General features: G+C 38.4%; 13 protein-coding genes. 7 read left to right on the forward strand and 6 right to left on the reverse strand.

The annotated features are described in order from the left end of the window. Positions 1-158 precede the first annotated feature (158 nt). A complete protein-coding gene (gene fadD, locus AC27GZ_RS06835; protein WP_487094156.1) occupies positions 159-1,814 on the forward strand; it encodes a long-chain-fatty-acid--CoA ligase FadD in 1,656 nt (551 codons plus the stop codon). 90 nt (positions 1,815-1,904) lie between these two features. Here the strand turns inward: fadD and AC27GZ_RS06840 are convergent, their stop codons facing one another. Then, positions 1,905-2,642: a YciK family oxidoreductase gene (locus tag AC27GZ_RS06840; protein ID WP_487094158.1), complete on the reverse strand. Its 738-nt coding sequence runs from the start codon at positions 2,640-2,642 to the stop codon at positions 1,905-1,907. Between the two features lie 366 nt (positions 2,643-3,008). Here AC27GZ_RS06840 and AC27GZ_RS06845 point away from each other — a divergent pair, with 366 nt between their 5' ends. Both AC27GZ_RS06845 and sohB read left to right on the forward strand, forming a co-directional pair. Continuing rightward, a complete protein-coding gene (locus AC27GZ_RS06845) occupies positions 3,009-5,444 on the forward strand; it encodes a VolA/Pla-1 family phospholipase (RefSeq protein ID WP_487094159.1) in 2,436 nt (811 codons plus the stop codon). A gap of 121 nt (positions 5,445-5,565) precedes the next feature. Beyond that, complete coding sequence (gene sohB, locus AC27GZ_RS06850; RefSeq protein WP_487094160.1) at positions 5,566-6,618, forward strand: protease SohB; 1,053 nt, start codon at positions 5,566-5,568, stop codon at positions 6,616-6,618. 126 nt (positions 6,619-6,744) lie between these two features. On the opposite strand, the gene AC27GZ_RS06855 is transcribed toward sohB, so the two are convergent. Beyond that, positions 6,745-8,106: a dicarboxylate/amino acid:cation symporter gene (locus AC27GZ_RS06855; protein ID WP_487094161.1), complete on the reverse strand. Its 1,362-nt coding sequence runs from the start codon at positions 8,104-8,106 to the stop codon at positions 6,745-6,747. 215 nt (positions 8,107-8,321) lie between these two features. Here AC27GZ_RS06855 and AC27GZ_RS06860 point away from each other — a divergent pair, with 215 nt between their 5' ends. Next, on the forward strand, positions 8,322-10,853 hold the full coding sequence (locus AC27GZ_RS06860) for a hypothetical protein (RefSeq protein ID WP_487094162.1): 2,532 nt from the start codon (positions 8,322-8,324) through the stop codon (positions 10,851-10,853). 111 nt (positions 10,854-10,964) lie between these two features. On the opposite strand, the gene AC27GZ_RS06865 is transcribed toward AC27GZ_RS06860, so the two are convergent. Then, complete coding sequence (locus AC27GZ_RS06865; protein WP_487094163.1) at positions 10,965-12,071, reverse strand: arginase family protein; 1,107 nt, start codon at positions 12,069-12,071, stop codon at positions 10,965-10,967. 401 nt (positions 12,072-12,472) lie between these two features. On the opposite strand from AC27GZ_RS06865, the gene topA reads away from it, so the two are divergent. Together topA and AC27GZ_RS06875 are read left to right on the forward strand one after the other, a co-directional pair. Beyond that, positions 12,473-15,142 carry a type I DNA topoisomerase gene (gene topA / locus AC27GZ_RS06870; RefSeq protein ID WP_487094164.1) on the forward strand — a complete coding sequence of 890 codons (2,670 nt, stop codon included), beginning with the start codon at positions 12,473-12,475 and terminating at the stop codon, positions 15,140-15,142. Between the two features lie 435 nt (positions 15,143-15,577). Next, positions 15,578-16,273: a PEP-CTERM sorting domain-containing protein gene (locus AC27GZ_RS06875; RefSeq protein WP_487094165.1), complete on the forward strand. Its 696-nt coding sequence runs from the start codon at positions 15,578-15,580 to the stop codon at positions 16,271-16,273. A 341-nt stretch (positions 16,274-16,614) separates the two neighbouring features. On the opposite strand, the gene AC27GZ_RS06880 is transcribed toward AC27GZ_RS06875, so the two are convergent. Both AC27GZ_RS06880 and AC27GZ_RS06885 read right to left on the reverse strand, forming a co-directional pair. Continuing rightward, positions 16,615-16,986, reverse strand: a complete 372-nt coding sequence (locus AC27GZ_RS06880) for a ribosome recycling factor family protein (RefSeq protein ID WP_487094166.1) — start codon at positions 16,984-16,986, stop codon at positions 16,615-16,617. Between the two features lie 77 nt (positions 16,987-17,063). Continuing rightward, positions 17,064-17,831: a hypothetical protein gene (locus tag AC27GZ_RS06885; protein ID WP_487094167.1), complete on the reverse strand. Its 768-nt coding sequence runs from the start codon at positions 17,829-17,831 to the stop codon at positions 17,064-17,066. A 317-nt stretch (positions 17,832-18,148) separates the two neighbouring features. Between AC27GZ_RS06885 and cysB the strand changes: the two genes are divergently transcribed. Continuing rightward, complete coding sequence (gene cysB / locus AC27GZ_RS06890) at positions 18,149-19,123, forward strand: HTH-type transcriptional regulator CysB (RefSeq protein WP_487094168.1); 975 nt, start codon at positions 18,149-18,151, stop codon at positions 19,121-19,123. 138 nt (positions 19,124-19,261) lie between these two features. Here the strand turns inward: cysB and AC27GZ_RS06895 are convergent, their stop codons facing one another. Beyond that, positions 19,262-20,638, reverse strand: coding sequence for an L-serine ammonia-lyase (locus AC27GZ_RS06895; RefSeq protein ID WP_487094169.1), 1,377 nt, complete (start codon positions 20,636-20,638; stop codon positions 19,262-19,264). Between the last annotated feature and the right edge of the window lie 33 nt (positions 20,639-20,671).

Here is a 20,671-nt window from a genome sequence, read left to right on the forward strand (position 1 = left end):
TTCAAACAAGCGTTTAAATTTTGCTAGCAGAATCGGTATAAATTTGATAAAACAGTACCCAGCTGTGAAAACTTCAATAAATAAGAAGTAATAAATAAAAATTGAAACTGTACGCTACAATAAAGCTAGCGACAAAATAACTATTTTGAGGAACTGTTGTGGAAAAAATCTGGTTAGAAAAAAGTTACCCGCCTGGTGTGCCATTTGAGATAAATCCTGATAAGTATCCTTCACTCGTGGCTATGTTTAACAAGTACACAAAACAGTACAGTGACCGAGCTGCTTTTATAAATATGGGTGTACAAATCACTTATGAAGAATTAGCAGAGCAAGCAACCGCATTTGCTGCTTATCTACAACAAGATTTAGGTTTACAAAAAGGTGATAAGTTCGCCATTATGGTTCCGAACACACTTCAGTACCCAATTGCTTTATTTGGTGGTTTACTGGCTGGCCTAACGATTGTTAATGTTAATCCATTATATACCGCACGTGAGTTAGAGCACCAACTTAAAGACTCAGGCGCTAAAGCAATTTTAATCATCGAAAACTTTGCACAAACATTAGAAACTATCGTAGATAAAACTCCTATTGAGCATGTGATCATGACCTCTTTGGGTGATCGACTTGGCTTAGTGAAAGGTAAAGTGGTTAATGTCGTCGTTAAATATGTGAAAAAAATGGTGCCAGCATTTAATTTGCCAGATGCAATTCGTTTTAATACTGCCCTTGCCAAAGGGAGCCGATTAACTTTTACACCAGTAGAGATATCAGGAGACGATTTAGCTTTTTTACAATACACAGGTGGTACAACTGGCTTATCAAAAGGCGCAATGTTAACCCATAGAAATATGGTAGCTAATTTAGAGCAAGCCAAAGCGGCAATAAAACCGTTATTGACTGAAGGTGCTGAAACTATTGTAACAGCGTTACCGCTTTATCATATTTTTGCGTTAACGGCTAACTGCTTAACTTTTTTGACCCTAGGTGGGACAAACTTACTGATTACTAATCCACGTGACATGCCTGCATTTGTAAAAGAATTAGCTAAATATCCATTTACCGCGATTACTGGTGTGAATACCTTATTTAATGCCCTATTAAATACTCCAGGCTTTGATAATTTAGACTTTTCAACACTTAAAATGGCGCTTGGTGGCGGTATGGCGGTGCAGCGACCTGTAGCTGAACGCTGGCAGCAAGTGACAGGTATTAGGTTACTTGAGGGGTATGGTTTAACAGAGTGCTGCCCAATGGTGTCACTGAGTCCATATAATCAAGAGAGTTATAACGGCACTATTGGTGTTCCAGCACCCTCTACCGATATAAAAATAATGCTTGATGATGGCAGTGAAGCAGCGATTGGAGAAGCGGGTGAAATGTGGGTTAAGGGCCCGCAAGTGATGAAAGGTTATTATAATCGCCCTGATGCCACTACTGAGATCATTAAAGATGGCTGGTTAGCTACAGGTGATGTGGCTAGTGTGGATGATGAAGGCTATTTTAAAATTGTAGATCGCAAAAAAGATATGATCATTGTCTCTGGCTTTAACGTTTTCCCTAATGAAATTGAAGAAGTTGCTATGATGCACGAGGGAGTCCTAGAAGCGGCTGCTGTAGGTGTAGCACATGAGGCAAGTGGCGAAATGGTGAAATTATTTATCGTTACTAAAGGTGATGGCGTTGATGAAGCTACGTTGATCAGTCATTGCCGTGAAAACTTAACCAATTATAAAGTGCCAAAGATCGTTGAATTTAGAGATGAATTGCCAAAAACTAACGTTGGGAAAATACTCAGAAGAGAGCTTAGGTAGTAAGATAGCTAGATAAAACACAATTCTAATATATAAAAAAGGCTGTAATAGATACTATTACAGCCTTTTTTATTCTAATAGCTCAATAGGCTATTGAGCTTTTATTGTTTGCCCATTTACGTCTATGCTGTCATCTGACATTAAGTATACATATAGCGGCATAATGTCATTAGGTGTTGCTAGTGTGGCTTTATCTTCAGCAGGATAGGCAGTAGAGCGCATATTGGTATTTGTTGCTCCAGGGTTAATAGCGTTTGTGCGCAGGTTGCTCTTCTCATATTCATCGGCAATAACTTGCATCATGCCTTCAGTCGCAAATTTAGAAATACTATAGGCTCCCCAATAGGCACGACCTTGGTTACCAACACCTGAAGAGGTAAAGATTAAGGAAGCATGCTCTGCTAATTGTAATGTTGGGATTAATGCCTGAGCTAAAAGGCATTGGGCAGTAACATTAACCTGCATAACATCGGTAAATATTTGTTCGTGCATTTGGGTAAATGGCGTTAATTCACCTAACATTGAGGCATTGAGTAGCGCGCCATCTAGCTTGCCAAATTGGCTGGCTATGGTCGCTGACATGTCTATATAGTTTTGTTTTGTAGCGCCTTTTAAATCAAGCGGAATTATTGCTGGCTCAGCTAAGTTTAGGGCAACTATTTCATCATAAACACTTTCAAGTTTACTCACCGTTTTTCCTAATAAAATAACGGTCGCGCCAAGTTTTGCATACATTATCGCAGCGGCTTTGCCTATGCCGTCACCGGCGCCGGTTACTAAAATAGTTTTATTTTCGAGGGAATTTTCTTTAATCGCGTAATCAAACATTGTTATTTTTTCTGATGAAATTGATATCCGTTATTCTACTATTGCCGCTTTTTAATAACGAGTAAAACTTGTCTTTATCCTTATTTTTATTTTCTTCAAAGCAATGGTTACTTTTAATATTTAAAAAGTTTTTCTGAAAAACAGTAAAAAATTTTGATTAAAGTGCAAAAACAACTGGCACATTGTGATTTCTTGCGTTAAGTTTAACTGGTCTAACTAGTTAAACTTAGCGAACAATTCTTTGCTAAAATTTATAAAAAGCACTCGAAAGCTATGTCTTTTAGTGTAAATTTTTTAAACAAGTTATTGAAACATAAAATATTAAAGAATAATAAAGATAAAAATATTCGGCTTTGGGGAGATAAAATGAAAAAATTAGTGTTAAGTCTTGCTGTAATCGCTGCACTAGGTTTAAGTGGTTGTGGCAGCGAAACCATTGAAGATGTAAAAAAAGAAGTGGCTGAAAACGGTACTCCCGTTCTTGCTTCAGCACGTATTGTGTTTGACCCAGCTAATGGTGTTTTGTCAGTACCTAATGATTTACTTTATAGCGGTACAACTGACGGCACATTAAACTTACCTGTAGATGACGCCACCGACTTTTCTGATCCAACAGTTGCCATGAGTGCACTTGATGGTTGGTCAACAACTAATCCGTTTGTACTGGCTATTGATTTTCCTGAAGATAGAGCACTTGATGAAACATCTGTCTTTAGTCCAGCTTCTGTTAAAGTATTTGAATGTGAGCCAAAAACACTTGCTGATGACTGTGTTGTTGCCAGTGAATTAACTTTTGGAGCTGATTTTATAGCGCAAGCATCAGGTAATAGCATCGCTGTTGTACCGCTTAAGCCGCTAAAAGGTAAAACCACGTATATTCTCGCGCTAACTAATAACCTGAAAGATAATACCGGTAAAGCGATTGCTGGCTCGTCTACGTATGAGTCTGTTCGCCAAGATATTAATACTCACCCGTTAGCTACTGAAGCGCAATTAGGCTTACAAGCCATTGTAAATGGTTACGAAAACGCGATTGTTGAAGTGGGTGTTGATAAAGAGACACTTATTTATACAATGTCATTAACCACGCAATCAACGGTTGATGTGTTAACAACCACTAAAGCGTTAATGGCTAATAATGTTCCTGCAATGTTAGAAGCTGCTTTAGGTGGCATGCCAGCTATTGGCGTACAAGATACTGGCATGTCGGTAGCCGATATTTTAGCGGGTAAAATTCCGGCTGAGTTAGTGCCTCTATACTCTACAGCAAACTTTTTACAAGGGAGTATTTCACTGCCTTATTATTTAGGTTTGCCATCAGCAGAAAACCCAATGGCACCGGTAAATGATTGGTGGAAAGGATTATGTGATTCTGGCTTAACATTAGCTGTCTATGCAGCGAGTGGTGGTACCATTCCTGAAGGCCCAGTATCAGAGTCAGATGGTACGTGTATGGCAGTGGCCGAAGCGGCTGGATTACCAGCTCCTGGTTTACGTGATTTAAGCTCTGTACCAGGTTTTGAAGAGTTTGATGCGGAACGTAATTTAACTCAATACAGCCCAATACCTAAAACAAATACTATGATGGATGTTGTTGTACAAATGACAACGCCAGATGTTGCGGTAGCGAATGCTGTTCGTCCTGCATTTAACCTCCCTGCTGATTTAGCTGAGCCTGGTACGGGTTGGCCTGTAGTAATTCTTCAGCACGGTATAACGTCGAAGAAAGAAGATATGTTAGCCATTACAGGTCTATTATCTACCTTTGGTTTTGCTACTGTTGCAATTAATCATCCACTACATGGTGATCCAGATGTATTTGGTGGCTTATTACCCGGTGGTAGTCGTGGTTTTGACTTAACAGGTAATGGCGTTGATGACATTAACGCGACAACCGTTTCAGCTACCCATTACATGAATTTAGCGAGTTTATTAACAACCCGTGATAATTTACGCCAATCTACCTCTGATTTAGTCGGCTTACGTTTAGGGCTGAATTTCTTAGGTGGTTTTCACGCCGAAGGTAATCCAATAAAAGTTGATTCTTCTCAAGTACATTTCTTAGGTCACTCTTTAGGCTCAATTACTGGTATAAACTTTATTGCATTAACCAATACTTCACTTGACCCGCAAGTGGATCCATTGTTTGCTGTAAATACAAACTCACAAGCAATGCCGGGACTTATGCCAGCGAACTTCTTACTGGAATCAGGTGCTTTTGGTGGTGTTGTTAAATCTAGTTTAACTTATGCCGCTTCTGAAGACTTCCAAAATTATGTGGCGCAAGTACACCCTGTTGGCGAACCATCAACGGAAGAGTTAGTGGGTTATTATTATGACTTCTATGCATTATTATCACCTGAACAGCAGGCTGAATTAAATGCAACATTTGCGCAATTTGTATTTGCAGCACAAACAGTCACTGATGCCGGTGATCCTGTTAACTACGCAGCTATGATGGCGGCGACTAATACACCAACACACTTAATTGAAGTAGTGGGTGATGGCGGTAGCAACCTAAGCGATCAAGTGATTCCAAATACGGTTTCTACCTCACCACTTGGTGGTACGGAAGGCGCTATTTCATTACTAGGGTTACCTGGGGTTTCTAGCACATCATCTGGCTCTGGTGCGGTAAGGTTCTTATATGGTCATCATGGTTCTATTTTAGATCCAAGTGCTAAGCCTGAATCACCTGATAATACAGCGGAAGCAACAGCTGAAATGCAAGGGCAGGTTGCGACCTTCTTCTTAACTAATGGTCAGTCTATTGTTGTGACAAATCCTGATCTAGTTCAGTAATCAAGTATCAAAACCCTGAAAATAAGGCCTTTAGTTTTTAACTAAGGGTCTTTTTTTTATGCAGAAATAAAGTAGAATCACGAACAGTTATTTTTACGGATTTGGTGATCAGGAGTATCATTTGGAATTTTTATACGAATATGGTTTGTTTTTAGCAAAAACAGTAACCTTTGTTATTGCAGTTATTGCTATTGTAGCAGTAGCAGCTGCGTCAGCTATCAAACAAAAGCATAAAAAAGGTGAATTGGAAATTACCAACCTGTCTGAGCAGTTTGAAGACGTTGAACAAGAAGTTGTTCATGCTTTGCTTAATAAGGAAGAATTAAAGCAAAAAGAAAAAGCAGATAAAAAACTCGCCAAAGAGCAGGCGAAGGAAGACAAGAAGAAAGCAAAAACTGAGAATGAAGCTGAATCAGAGAGCAAATCTAAAGTTTTTGTCATTGACTTTAAAGGCAGTATTGATGCTAAAGAAGTTAGCTCTTTACGTGAAGAAGTGTCTGCTATTTTATCAGTGGCAACAAAAGAAGATGAAGTTTTTGTCCGTTTAGAAAGTGGCGGCGGCATGGTACATGGCTATGGTTTAGCTTCATCACAATTAGATAGAATTCGTCAACATGAAATACCATTAACTGTTTCTGTTGATAAAGTGGCCGCTTCTGGCGGTTATATGATGGCATGTGTTGCTAATAATATTATTGCCGCGCCTTTCGCTATTCTTGGATCTATTGGTGTTATCGCACAGTTACCTAATTTTAATAAGCTGCTTAAGAAAAATGACATTGATTTTGAGCAATTTACCGCCGGTGAATTTAAACGCACAGTGACCATGTTTGGTGAAAATACCAAAAAAGGTAAAGAAAAGTTTATTGAAGAATTAGAAGAAACCCACGTGCTATTTAAAGATTTTGTGAGTGAGCATAGACCTAGCTTAGATTTAGATAAAGTCGCGACAGGTGAGCATTGGTTTGGTACTAAGGCATTAGAGCTTGGCTTAATTGATACAATTCAAACCAGTGATGATTACTTACAAAAGGCTAGTAAAACTCATAAAGTTTTAGCGATTAAATATGAAGTGAAGAAAGGTTTAGCTGAAAAGTTTGCTAAAGCAGCTTCATTATCTGCAGAAAGTGTGTTGGGAAAACTAGTACAAAGAAACCGTATTTTCCCAAGCTAAAATTATTTAAATGTAGTTTAACCAATGTAAGTTAAGCTCAGTGGAACTATTACAAAAAAGCGCTCAGAATGAGCGCTTTTTTGTGTTGAGAATTTAAGACAGTTCAAAGTGCCATAGTAAGTGACTCTAGGTTTGATCTTTTAAATGATGGAAATCTATTTCTTCTATTTTATTACCAGCATTTTCATCTAAAAACATTGCTTCATCAAATTGATTTTCACTCTTTGCAACAATCACACTGACCATACTATCACCCGTAACATTGACTGCGGTACGTGTCATATCCAACAATCTATCTACGCCGATAATGAGAGCTATCCCTTCAACCGGTAAACCCACTTGATCTAATACCATAGCAAGCATAATAAGCCCTACACCGGGAACACCTGCTGTGCCTATTGAGGCTAATGTGGCAGTGAGCACTACAGTAACATAGTCTGTTAGCGTTAAATCTTGACTAAATACTTGTGCAATAAATACTGTGGCAACCCCTTGCATGATTGCTGTACCGTCCATATTGATGGTGGCTCCTAAAGGAACAGTAAAGGAGGCAATGGAGTTTTTTACTCCCATTTTTTTAGTGGCTGTTTCCAAGGTCACGGGAATAGTTGCATTTGAACTGGCCGTTGAGAAAGCAAAAATAGCCGCATCACGCATTTTTTTCAAAAACCTAATAGGGCTTAAGCCAGTAAATATTTTTAATATTAACGGGTATGTGATTAAAGCATGACTAAATAACACAATTAATACCACGAAGAAGTAAACCACTAAATTGCCGAAGGTTTCCAGCGAAACTGTCGTAAACAATGTCGCAAGCAAGGCAAAAACGCCATACGGTGCTAGGTTCATTAAAATGGTTACTAGACGCATGATAACTTCACTTAAATCATCAAATACTGATGCAACTCTTTCGCCCGCTTTACCTGATAGCGCAATGGCAATACCAAAAAGTAAAGCAAAGACAATTATTTGAAGCATTTTACCTTGAGCAAAAGCTTCAAATGGATTTGTTGGGAACATTTGAATAATAACTTGAGCAAGAGAAGGTGCTTCTCTTGATGTGAAGCTTGTATTTGCTGTCATACCAACGCCTTCACCAGGGCCAACAAGTAAAGCAACTAAAATGGCAATAGTAATAGCAATCGCTGTGGTAACTAAATATAGACCTATGGCTTTACCACCTATACGACCAAGCTTAGTGGTATCTTGTAGCGAGCAAACCCCGCAGACTAAAGAAACAAACACTAAGGGCACAACCAACATACGCAAACTAGCCATAAATATTTGGCCAATGATTTCTAGTACGCCATCCACTAGAAAATTTTGTAGTGATAGTTCAAATAAAAATAAGTTAATCACAAAGTCTTTACCGTTAGGCATTAACCATTGTAAAAATGAGCCTAACAATATGCCGCAGATCATACCGATAACTATTCGGCTGGTGAGGCTATATTTTTTTGCAGGAGGCAGAGAAGTTGTTTCAGACATAAGGTATGTAGTGTTGTTTGATGTGACTTTGTAAACTAGATTACCAATAAAATTAAGATTTAAAAACAGTTTTGCTTAATAATACGATTTCATTAAGGTTAAATTTTTCTAAACAACTTAAATGAATAAGGTTTTTTTCATTTAAGTTGTACTTTTTTGCTATTTATCAGTTAATATGTTTAAAGAAGATTAATAAAAGATAATAGGGATACCTTATGGAGTTACTTCGACGCTTAAGATTTACCATGTTATTAATGGTGTTAACCACCTTAGTAGCGTGTGGTGGCGGTGATGGAAGCCTTTCTAGAGATGATGATGGTGGCGGTGGAGGTGACACTGAAGAAAACCCAGTTGTTATTTCATTATCGTTATCTAATCAGAATGTAACAGGGCAGGAGCCCGTAACTGTCACTGCAACGTTAACTCAAGACGGTTCAGCAGTTACAAGCACTGTCGTTACTTTCTCTTCAGATATGGGGGCATTCTCTCCAACTTCAGGCACGGCGTTAACCAATGATGCAGGTATCGCTGAGATTACATTAACCGCAGGCAATATAAGAGGCGCAGGTGAAATAACCGCTTCTGTATCATCTGGCGAAGAAGCAAAAATAGGCTTTACTACGCAAGGTGATGATATTGGTGTCGTTGGTGATATTAATATCACCGTAAGTTTAGTCGATTCTGATGGTAATCCTACCGATACAATTACTTCTTCAAAACCAGGTAAGGTCATTGCTGAAGTTGATGGAATTAGCACACCAATTATTGTTAATTTTGAAACCACAGTCGGTGAAATTCCTATCCCCACTGCAATTACTGACGCTAATAATCAAGCCAGTGTTGATATTTTAGCTGGCGGCAGTTTAGGTGCTGGCTCCATTACTGCTTCAATTGATAGTGGTGAGTCTGGTCAAGTACTATTAGTCGTTGGCTCATCTACCGTTACCATGGGTAGTGGTGACCCGTTTGTTGAAGGTGAAGCAGAGATTAGCTTAGCGCAAATATCTGCTGGTGGTACCACAGTAGTAACTGTCAATATTATTGATGATCAAGGGGCACTATTTACTGAGCCTGTTGATGTTAATTTTTCATCAAGCTGTTCAAGTTTATCAACGCCGAGTGCTGAGTTAAGCTCTCCAATTACCACCTCAAATGGTATTGCCACAAGTACATACTTAGCTAAAGGTTGTGTAGGAGATGATCCTATCAATGTTACTGCTAACGCAGGTGGCATTAATTTATCAGCGACGACTTCTGTTAATGTGTTACCCGCTGATGTTGGTAGTATCGAGTTTGTTTCATCAGTGCCGGAAAATATTTCAATTTTAGGTACAGGTAGCTTAGGTGGCTCAGAGAGCTCAATTGTTAAGTTCAGAGTATTAGATACCAACTCAAATCCTGTAAATAACCAAGTGGTTAATTTTTCATTAAATACTGATGTGGGTGGTATTCAATTAATTCCTGATAGTGCTACGACAAACAACGAAGGTATTGTACAAACTGTTATTAATTCAGGTACTGTTGCAACCAGTGTTCGTGTACAAGCAACGATCGATGGTAGTGATCCTGCCATTTCTTCTCAGTCGAGTGTACTCGTAGTTTCTACCGGTATTCCGGATCAAGATAGTTTCAGCTTATCAGCAACGATTTTAAATCCAGAAGGTTGGGATAGAGACGGTACTACTGTTGAAGTCACAGCCCGTTTAGCTGACGCCTTTAATAACCCTGTTCCTGATGGCACTGCTGTTAGTTTTACTACTGAAGGTGGCTCTATTCAGCCATCATGTGTGACAACTGATGGCGCTTGTACTGTCACTTGGACAAGTCAATTCCCAAGACCGGAAGGCCATGTATTAATGCATAACACGGGAGATGACAATAATTTCTTCACAAATATGCCAGATATTATCCACCCGCCAGAGCAGTTTAATACTTTAGGGCAAAAATATGGTGGCCGAGCAACTATTCTAGCAACCGCCATTGGTGAAGAGTCTTTCCCTGATTTAAATGGTAATGGTCGTTTTGACGCTACAGAAGTAACTGCTTTTGCTGGAACCGATGTCAGTGGTAATCCTTATGATTTAAAAGAAGCTTTTGTTGACCATAATGAAGATGGTTTTTATAACCCTGATGCAACTGAAAATGCATTAGCACCAGTTGATCCTAATGATACTGATAGCGGCGCATTAGAAGAGTTTGTTGACTTTAATAATGATGGTGCTTTTACCGCAAATGATGGTAAATACAATGGTGTACTTTGTTCAATTCCAGCTCATGATGGTTGTTCAGACGATAAGTCGTTAAATGTTAGAGCTCAACTAGTATTAGTTATGTCAGGTAGTAACCCATTAATGGTAGTTAACAGCACTGACGATGCGGTAAGTCCTACCTATGATGATGATAATGATACAAATACGCCAGAAGTGGCAAACCCAGATTTTGACCCAAATGATTCGGCGGTTTATATCGCTGGTGAAAATACAGGTTTTGTTACTTTAACGATTGCTGATTTACATAACCAGCCTATGCCTGCTGGCACAGTAATTACTTTCTCTCCATCTGTTGGTGGCGGAGCAACGCCAAGTACTTACGTATGGCCTAATGATAATCATAATGGTGGTTTGACTTTCTCTATTGGTATCAAAGGCGCTAAAGAGCCAACATCAGGTGTGCTTAGTGTGACGATTGAAACAGAAGAAGGGCAAGTTGCTACAACATTCACGCCGGTGAGTATTATTATTCAGTAGTTTAATCGCTTATTAATTCAGAAGTATTTTGAATTATTAAGCGATTCGTTGTTTAAAATGCCGACATACTTTTATAAGTAAGTCGGCATTTTTGATCTATTTAAATTAGCCTTACTTATTAATTTCTTTAATTAATAATGCAGAAATTTCACTGGCCACTTTCAGGGTAGTTTCACAACTTGATTCACCTTTCCCAGTACTATCAGTAAAGGGTGCAATTTCCATCATATCGGCTCCTGTAATGGCATATTTTTCAGCTATCGCCTGCAATATTTGTACTGATTCATGTGGCATTAACCCATCGGGCTCTGGTGTACCCGTGGCGCTGGCGTAACTTTCATCAATGGCGTCAATATCAAAGCTTACATAAAGTTCATCAACGTTAAGGTCAGCTAATTGAGCTAAAATATTGTCGATAACTTTTTCAACACCTAATGCTTTGACTTCATGTGCCCAATGTTGCTGTACACCAAAGGTACTCTCCCAATGAGTTTTCGGCTTACCACTTGAGCGAATGCCTATTTGTATTAAATGCTCCGGTGCGGGTAAATCTTCAAGGATATGAGTGCACCAAGAGCCAAAACATAAATCAATGCCTAAGCGCTCAACAAGTAAGTCGGTATGAGCATCAAAGTGAATCAAGGCAACACGTTTTCCTTGTTGTTTTTTTGCTTGAAGATAGGCTTTAGTCAACGGATAGCTCACACTATGATCGCCACCTATACCAAAAATACCTTTAGTAGGAAACTGGGCATAAAAGTCATGCAGCACATCTTCAGTAATACTTAATGGGCTGACACAGTAGTTGCTCGTGCTATCTTGATAAAGAGCTTTTCGACAATTTGCAATCGTCGCCTCATTTAAGTATTTGTCTGACAGTAAATGTGGGATAACACGAATATCACCTAAATCAAAAGCACAGAGGTCAGGGTAGTTATTAAGTAATGTAGAGCGAAGAAATAATGGCCCCCAATTAGCGCCTCGCAAAATACCACCGCCACAATCGGAAGCTACACCTAATATTACCGCATTAGACGCTTCTGATAGCTCATTTAAAGTGTTTTGCCATAGTTTGTCTACATCGGTAGCCTGACCAAAAATTGTTTGATGTAGTTGCTCCTTTCGCTCTTTAGCTGTATTTACCGTAAATACACCATTGCCAGGGGGGCATAAACATTGTGTTAGTTTTTCTTTAAATTGAGGCGTTAATTGAGACATTTTCATTTCCTATACACAGCTAAAGTGAAGCACAATTGAATTTTTTTATCTTTTTACTCTTATTTTTTTTGACAAAGTCGATTATGATTGCGCAGAAAATAGAGTTAAGTATTTTAAATAAATTTTATATGTAGGCATTATAGTCAAAAGCTGCAACGAGTCATAGGCGCCTCAGCTGACTCAAAAAATAAATACTTGTCAATTTGTATATTTATAGATATATGTATAAATAGGTATGCAATCATATTTTTACAATGAAATTAATTTTTAGCGTTATTTAAATAGTATTAAAGGGCATGCTCGCACTTTTTAACGTTAAGTAATGCGTGAATAAAAAGACAAAAAAATAATTTACTTTTGTCTATTAAAGCACGATCGAATTAGTAGGATTACAAATTTTTATGGCAAAATCATTGGTTATTGTCGAGTCGCCAGCCAAAGCGAAAACAATCAATAAATATTTAGGGAAAGACTTCGTAGTTAAGTCAAGCGTCGGTCATGTTCGAGATCTACCTCACGGTAGTACAGGCAAAAAAGTAGCAGCAAAGTCTCCTGCTGAAGTACGTAAAATGACGCCTGAAGCAAAAGCTAAATATAAAGCAAAACGAGATAAACAAGCGCTTGTTAATCGTATGGGTATTGATCCAGATAAAAACTGGGCAGCTAACTACCAAATTTTGCCAGGAAAAGAAAAGGTTGTTAGTGAATTAAAAAAACTTGCAGACAAAGCTGACACTGTCTATCTCGCAACCGATTTGGATCGTGAGGGAGAAGCGATTGCATGGCACTTAAAAGAAATTATTGGTGGTGATGATGACAAGTTTCGCCGCGTTGTTTTTAATGAAATAACTGAAAGTTCAATTCAGCAAGCTTTCTCTACGCCGGGTGAATTAAGTATGCCGGGTGTAAATGCTCAACAAGCACGTCGATTTTTAGATCGCGTTGTCGGCTTTATGGTGAGTCCATTACTTTGGAAGAAAGTGGCCCGTGGTTTATCGGCAGGTCGAGTACAATCTGTCGCCGTAAAACTCGTTGTAGAAAAAGAGCGGGAGATTAAAGCATTTGACCCTAAAGAGTTTTGGGAAATAGCTGCACAAACTCATTCTAGTAAAAATGAAGCTTTAACCCTTGATGTAACTCATGAAAATGGTAAAGCGTTTAAGCCGACTAATAAAACTGATGCCGACAAAGCATTATCTATATTAAAACCTGCACAATACACGGTCAGTAAGCGTGAAGATAGGCCTTCTAAAAGTACGCCTTCAGCTCCTTTTATTACTTCTACACTGCAACAAGCTGCTAGCACTAAATTAGGTTATGGTGTTAAACGTACCATGGGCTTAGCGCAACGTTTATATGAAGCGGGTCATATTACTTATATGCGAACCGATTCAACTAATTTGAGTAAAGATGCCGTTGACATGTGCCGTGGTTATATCAGCAAAAACTTTGGTGATAATTACTTACCTGAAAAGCCTAAAGTGTATGGTTCAAAAGAAGGGGCTCAAGAGGCGCATGAGGCAATTCGTCCATCCAATGTCAATCTTCAATCGGCATTAATGGAAGGTATCGATGCTGATGCTAAAAAACTATATGACTTAATTTGGCGACAATTTGTGGCTTGTCAAATGACGGCTGCACGTTACACCGTAAGCACGTTAACTATCAGTGCTGCTAGTTTCGATTTAAAAGCGAAAGGTCGAGTAATGCAATTTGATGGTTGGGCACGTGTTCATCCACAGCTTGCTAAAGGTGATGACAAACATTTACCTGATTTAACTGTTGGTGAGTCACTCACCTTAGATGATTTAGAAGCAAGTCAACACTTTACTAAGCCACCAGCACGCTATGGTGAAGCATCGTTAGTGAAAGAACTTGAAAAGCGCTCTATTGGCCGCCCATCTACTTATGCGTCTATTATTTCAACCATTCAAGACAGAGGTTATGTTCGCTTAGATAAAAAACGCTTTTATGCTGAAAAAATGGGTGAAATAGTAACCGATAGTTTGTCGATGAGTTTTGAAAAACTTATGAGCTATGACTTCACCGCTAATATGGAACAAGAGCTTGATGCGATTGCCGTTGGAGAACTTGATTGGAAAGCGGTTTTAGATGAGTTTTATAAAAATTTCAGCAAAAAACTTACCCTTGCAAATAAAGATGTTGACGATGGCGGTATGCGCAATAACTCGCCAGTGTTAACAGACATTGATTGCCCAACATGTAACCGTAAAATGGGGATTAGAACTGCCTCTACAGGTGTGTTTTTAGGTTGCTCTGGTTATGCTTTACCGCCAAAAGAGCGTTGCACCACGACAATGAATTTAACGCCGGGTGAAGAGGCTGTCAGTGTTTTAGCTGAAGATCAAGAAACTGAAGCATTACGCGCTATGCATCGTTGTCAAAAATGTAATACAGCGATGGACAGCTACCTTATTGATGAAACTCGCAAGTTACATGTCTGTGGTAATAACCCTGAGTGTGACGGCATAGAAGTTGAGCAAGGTACGTTCAAAATTAAAGGTTATGATGGTCCCGTTTTAGAGTGTGATCGTTGTCAATCAGATATGGAGCTGAAATCTGGACGTTTTGGTAAGTATTTTGATTGTACCAATGAAGAATGTAAGAACACACGTAAATTGCTTGCCAATGGGGAAGCAGCGCCGCCAAAAGAAGATCCTGTTCAGTTGCCTGAACTTGCTTGTGAAAAGTCAGAAGCGCACTTTGTGTTGCGTGATGGTGCCGCAGGTATCTTCTTAGCTGCTAGTACTTTTCCACGTTCACGTGAAACGCGCGCGCCAAAAGTGGCAGAGCTTAAGCGCTTTAGAGATAGAATATCTGCTAAGTTTTATTATCTGGCTGATGCACCAGAGCAAGATAATAAAGGTAATTTAGCTATTGTTCGTTATAGCCGAAAAACTAAAGAGCAATATGTCATGAGTGAAGTTGATGGCAAGGCAACAGGTTGGACGGCTAAGTATATTGACGGTGCTTGGGTAGAGGATATTCCTAAACCGAAAAAGAAAGTAGCGAAGAAAAAGCCTGCTAAAAAAGCAACTGCTAAGCAATAAACAGCATTAAAGTCAGTAGTTAAGTAATCAGTAATTAAAAGCCTGCATGATGCAGGCTTTTTTGTTTGCAATATGCAGTGATTAGTTCAGCGCTTTGCCTACTAGTCTAAACCTTCTACACCAGCTATGAGATTAGGCTTAACCAGAAAACTTTATACCGCAGAATATTTGCGGTCATTTAGCCTAGATAAAGTACGTATTGATGAAGTGTATCGCAACAAGACTGAACACAAGCCAAGCTTTATGAATAACAGATTTTAGTGTCAAGTTATTTTACAAAGGTTCAAGTCTTAAATATTACAAACCCACTAACCTATTGTTTTTTTATGAGTTAACTAATTGGCGCACTACCTGCATATCACCCAATAAGTATTTATTTTAGCTTTATTAAATATCTTTCAACCTCGATGGAAAAGGATTAAAAGGAAAACTCAAATGAAAAATAAATTTTTAAAAGGCTTAGTGGCTAGCTTTGCTTTGGCTGTTAGTGGAATTGCTAATGCTGGATTGATTACATATGAATTGAAAGACTTAGCTGGATTTACATCATATTCAGATGGCAATACTTCACAAACGTTTAGCGGTACAGGCTTTGTTGGTATGTACGCAACAAGTTTTGCTCACCTATTTAGATTAGAAAGTGAACGAACTCAAGCTCAAAATAATATACAAATAGATATATCTAGTTTGTCAGGAGCAAATATAAATTCCGCGTTTTTAAGTTTCCAAATGCTTGATGCAGTAAGTGGCTCATCTAACTTTAACATAGATGGTTACGATTCGAATGGTTTATTAAGTCACCTTCAAGGTTTTACTGGTGTCGATTACGGAAGTCTAGCCTTTGCTACAAATGGTACTACTGGAGTTCAATCTTTTGATATAACATCAATTTTAAATTCAGCTCTTTCATCGGGTGAAAACTGGCTAGGACTAAATGTATATCGTACAGGAGGAGACCATCAGTGGACTTGGACTGGCTCTTCAACTTTTCCAACACGCTCATCTGACGAAGCAATGCTAAGGTTTGTAGTTGACTTTGAAACTGTAGATGTTCCTGAGCCTTCTACTTTAGCAGTTTTTGCTTTAGGCTTAATGGGTTTAGCTTCTCGCAGATTTAAGAAAAAATCTTAGTACAAAACAAAAGTACAACTAGAATCGAAAGTACTGATCATAATGGTTAGTGCTTTTTCCTTTTTAGAGACATGAAGGCCGGAAAATTACAGTAAAACCCACCTAAACGCTTCAAACCTCTTAATAACTAACTGAATAATAGAACTAATTGTACATTTTTAATGTTATTCGAACACTTTCTTGTGGCTCAATAGCCATTGAAAACTAGAGAAAAAGTCTTCTAAAAATAAAAAGCCGCTTTGTAATTGCAACAAAACAGCTCCAAGCTGACTCAATAGCCTAAATTAAAATGTAGGCTTTGTTGTATTCAATAATCCGTGATGAGTCTAGCGATAAAAGTACTAGTCTAAACCTTCTAATTCATCAATAACTTGTCTTGCTTGAGTTATGGTGCAATCAGTTCTAGCAATTAAAGCGCTTACTGTAACGCCATCAAGCATTTTAGCGACATTGAGTAATTCATCATGACTTAAGTGTTGATATTCTTTTCTAAGCAGCGTTGATAGCCAAAGCCAGCTAGGCTCATCAGCTTGTTCAATCAACTCTATAATAGTTTGTATTTGCTCAAAATTGGCTTTTAGTTGCCAATTTCTGGAACGGCCTATTCGCTGTAACTCGCAACCTTGCTGCCTTATCAATGCTTTTAGAGCGTAGGCTTTCATCGCTTTACGAAGGAATGATGGCAGTGTAATAGTATTAGTTTTGTTTAACATGTTTAATCGTTATCAATATACTTTTTAACATTAAAAAAGCCAGCAAAAGCTGGCTTAACAATGTGCAATTTTTGGAGTTACCATTTCTTTTTAGGTTGAAATAACAGATCCAGCTCATCTTCTTCACTTTTTGCTTTTTTAGCTGCATCTTGCGCGTTTGTGTTTTTCAACGCATCGGTTATTTCTTGTAATTGCGCTGTAATTTCAGCTTGCTTAGCGGCAACATAATCGGTTTTTAATGGGTGGTTCGCTAGTGTTTGCAATGCTTTTTCTAAATATTGTCGAGCAGAGCCAAGCATTTCTTTATTTTGAGCTTGTGACCCACGCTTCACCAAACTTTCAATATTGATTTTTAATTGCATAGCATCTAAACGTTGATCTTCTTTAGTAAAAGTTTGTGCATCAAGGTTACCTTTGGTTTGCTCTGACTTTAAAGTCGCGCGTACTTTCTTGATACATTGCAAAATAGTGAGAAGTTGCTGCTCGTTATCTGGTAGTTGGAAAGAGTCATCATTGGGCTGACTTGCTGCTAAATCTTCTGCGGCTTCAAGTCTAGACTTAAGCTCTTGTATTCTATTTTTAATACCTTTTAAATTAGGTGTTAGTTCTTGTATTGCTTTGGCTGCATTTAAGCTTCTGACATTTAATATTTTAACTAGGTTAGGGCTAGAAGGGAGGTTTGATAAATTAAGAATAAGCTCTTCATTTTCATCTATGATAGCTTTCTGTTTGGCTGTTTTAGTGCGTCTTTCTGCTTCTTGCTTTTCTTTATGTTGTTGAATTGCGCTAACAATAACAACAAAAATGATTAAGGCGATAATTAGGCCTACGATTATAGCGATCATAATAAAGCTCTTATAGTGTATATGTGAACAATTTGTCACTTGGATTCTTTACCTAGGTAATATCAGTCTACAAAAAATGTAATGTTTAGCAAGGGATAACTTACAATTAACACTGATTTTATTTTTATAGCACAAGGAAATTTAAAGGGAATTTGTCTTTTTAGTATGAATAATAAGCTAGTTCAAAAAGGTCTTAGGGGCTTTTTTGGCAAAATGGTGAATTAAATTTACAAAAATCGTAATTTAATATGGAATAAATTTCCGATTAAGTATATCATTTTGCTATAAGAGATATTTTGAGCAGCTGAAGTTTATTTATGAAATTGCAACAATTACGTTATATCGTTGAAGTGCTAAACAACAACCTTAATGTTTCTGCAACAGCAGAAGCACTCTTTACCTCACAGCCTGGTATTTCAAAGCAAGTACGCATGCTAGAAGATGAGTTAGGTATTCAAATATTTGGTCGCAGCGGTAAGCATTTAACTCATGTGACTTCTGCTGGACAAGAAGTTATTAATATTGCACAGCAAATATTATCTAAAGTGGAAGGGATAAAAGCCGTTGCTCGTGAACATACTCAACCTGATGAAGGCCGCTTACGTATAGCAACAACACACACTCAAGCACGCTATGCTTTACCTGAAGTTATTCAAGGCTTCATTAAGAAATACTCTAAAGTATCGTTACAAATGTCTCAAGGTACACCTGCTCAAATCAGTGACTCTGCTGCTAAAGGTGAGGCTGACTTTGCAATAGCCACTGAATCTTTGCACTTGTACAACGATTTAGTCATGCTGCCTTGTTACCACTGGAATAGAAGCATTATAGTTCGTAAAGATCACCCGTTAGCCAAGAAGCAAGATTTAACTATTGCAGACATTGCTAAGTATTCACTCGTGACTTATGTGTTTGGTTTTACCGGTCGTTCAGAGCTTGATGCTGCGTTTGAAAAAGCTGGAGCAGAGCCAAAAATTGCGTTTACAGCAACAGATGCTGATGTTATTAAAACCTATGTACGTTTAGGGGTAGGCATTGGTGTGATTGCATCAATGGCAATCGATCCTAAAATTGATAGTGATCTTGTGACTCTTGATGCTAGCCATTTATTTAAGGCGAGTACGACTAAAATTGGCTTTAGACGCGGCAGCTTTTTACGAGGCTATATGTTTGACTTTATTGAACGCTTTGCACCGCATTTAACTAAAGATATTGTTACTCGTGCCATGATGATGAAAAACAATACTGAGGTAGATGAGTTATTAAAAGACGTTAAACTGCCAACGTATTAAGCAAGATATTAAGTAGCAAGCAGTGAAACTTGCTACTTAAGCCTAGTTTTTGTTTTAACCATTAACCATTCACGCCTATTCCTCGAAGTTAAAACTTCAAAAACTATCGCATTATAGGCTTTGATTTAATTAGTCAAATTAACACTCAATAATGTTCACAGCTAAACCGCCCCGTGATGTTTCTTTGTACTTACTTTTCATGTCATTCCCAGTATCCCACATAGTTTTAATGACTTTATCTAAGCTTACTTTTTGGGTACCAGTACCACGTAATGCTAGCCTTGAGGCATTAATTGCTTTCACTGCACCCATCGCATTTCGCTCTATACATGGTACTTGTACTAAGCCGCCAACAGGATCACAAGTGAGACCTAAATTGTGCTCCATACCTATTTCAGCAGCATTTTCTACTTGAGTTGGAGTGCCGCCCATAATCTCAGTTAATGCAGCTGCAGCCATTGAGCAGGCAACACCGACTTCTCCTTGACAACCCACTTCTGCTCCTGAAATTGACGCATTTGTTTTATATAAAATACCGATCGCTGCAGCGGTGAGTAAGTAACGGATGCAATCATCATCGGTGACGGGTTGAACAAATTTGTCGTAATAACATAACACTGCCGGAATTATACCTGCTGCGCCATTGGTTGGTGCGGTAACCACTCTACTACCAGCAGCGTTTTCTTCATTTACTGCTAGAGCAAAAAGATTTACCCAGTCCATTGCGGTTAAGGGATCGTTTGATTTCTCAACTTTTAATGAACGATGTAGGGCAGGGGCACGGCGATTTACTTTTAAACCGCCAGGAAGAATCCCTTCAGTTTTCATGCCTCGTTCGACACTACTGCGCATTACTTGCCATATATTAATAAGTTGAGCACGAATACTTGCTTCATCATTAAGGCACTTTTCATTATTCATCATGATAGTGCTAATACTTAAACCACTGGCTTTGGTCAGTTCCAATAGCTCTGCAGCATTAGCAAATTTATGGGGTTTATCTATATTAGCGTGTAATGATAAGGCTTTATCCTTTTCTTTTTCAAAGTCACAATCTTCAACAATAAAGCCACCACCGATAGAGTAATAAGTTTGCGCCAAAATAAGTGTGTTTGCTTGGTAGGCATAGAGTGTCATTGCATTAGCGTGCGCAGGTAATGTTTTACGGCGATGATAAATTATCGCGTCATCTTTAGGAAAACTAACACTATGCTTGCCAGCCAATATGACTTTTTCACTTTGAACAACATTGGATAAAATAGAGTCAATTGAGTCAACTTCAATAGTTTCTGGCACTTCACCAGATAAGCCCAAAATGATAGCTTTACCAGTGCCATGGCCTATACCTGTTTGTCCTAACGAGCCAAATAGTTCACATTTAACGCGATCGACATTAAGCAGTTGGGATTGTTTTTGTAGTTCATCTATAAATAATTTTGCTGCTTTCATTGGGCCTACTGTATGAGAGCTAGATGGACCAATACCCACTGAAAACATATCAAATACACTTATCATGTTTATTTCCGAATAATGTTTCGCTATTTGCGA

It is taken from the genome of Colwellia sp. SU-HH00943 (genome assembly GCF_057546125.1).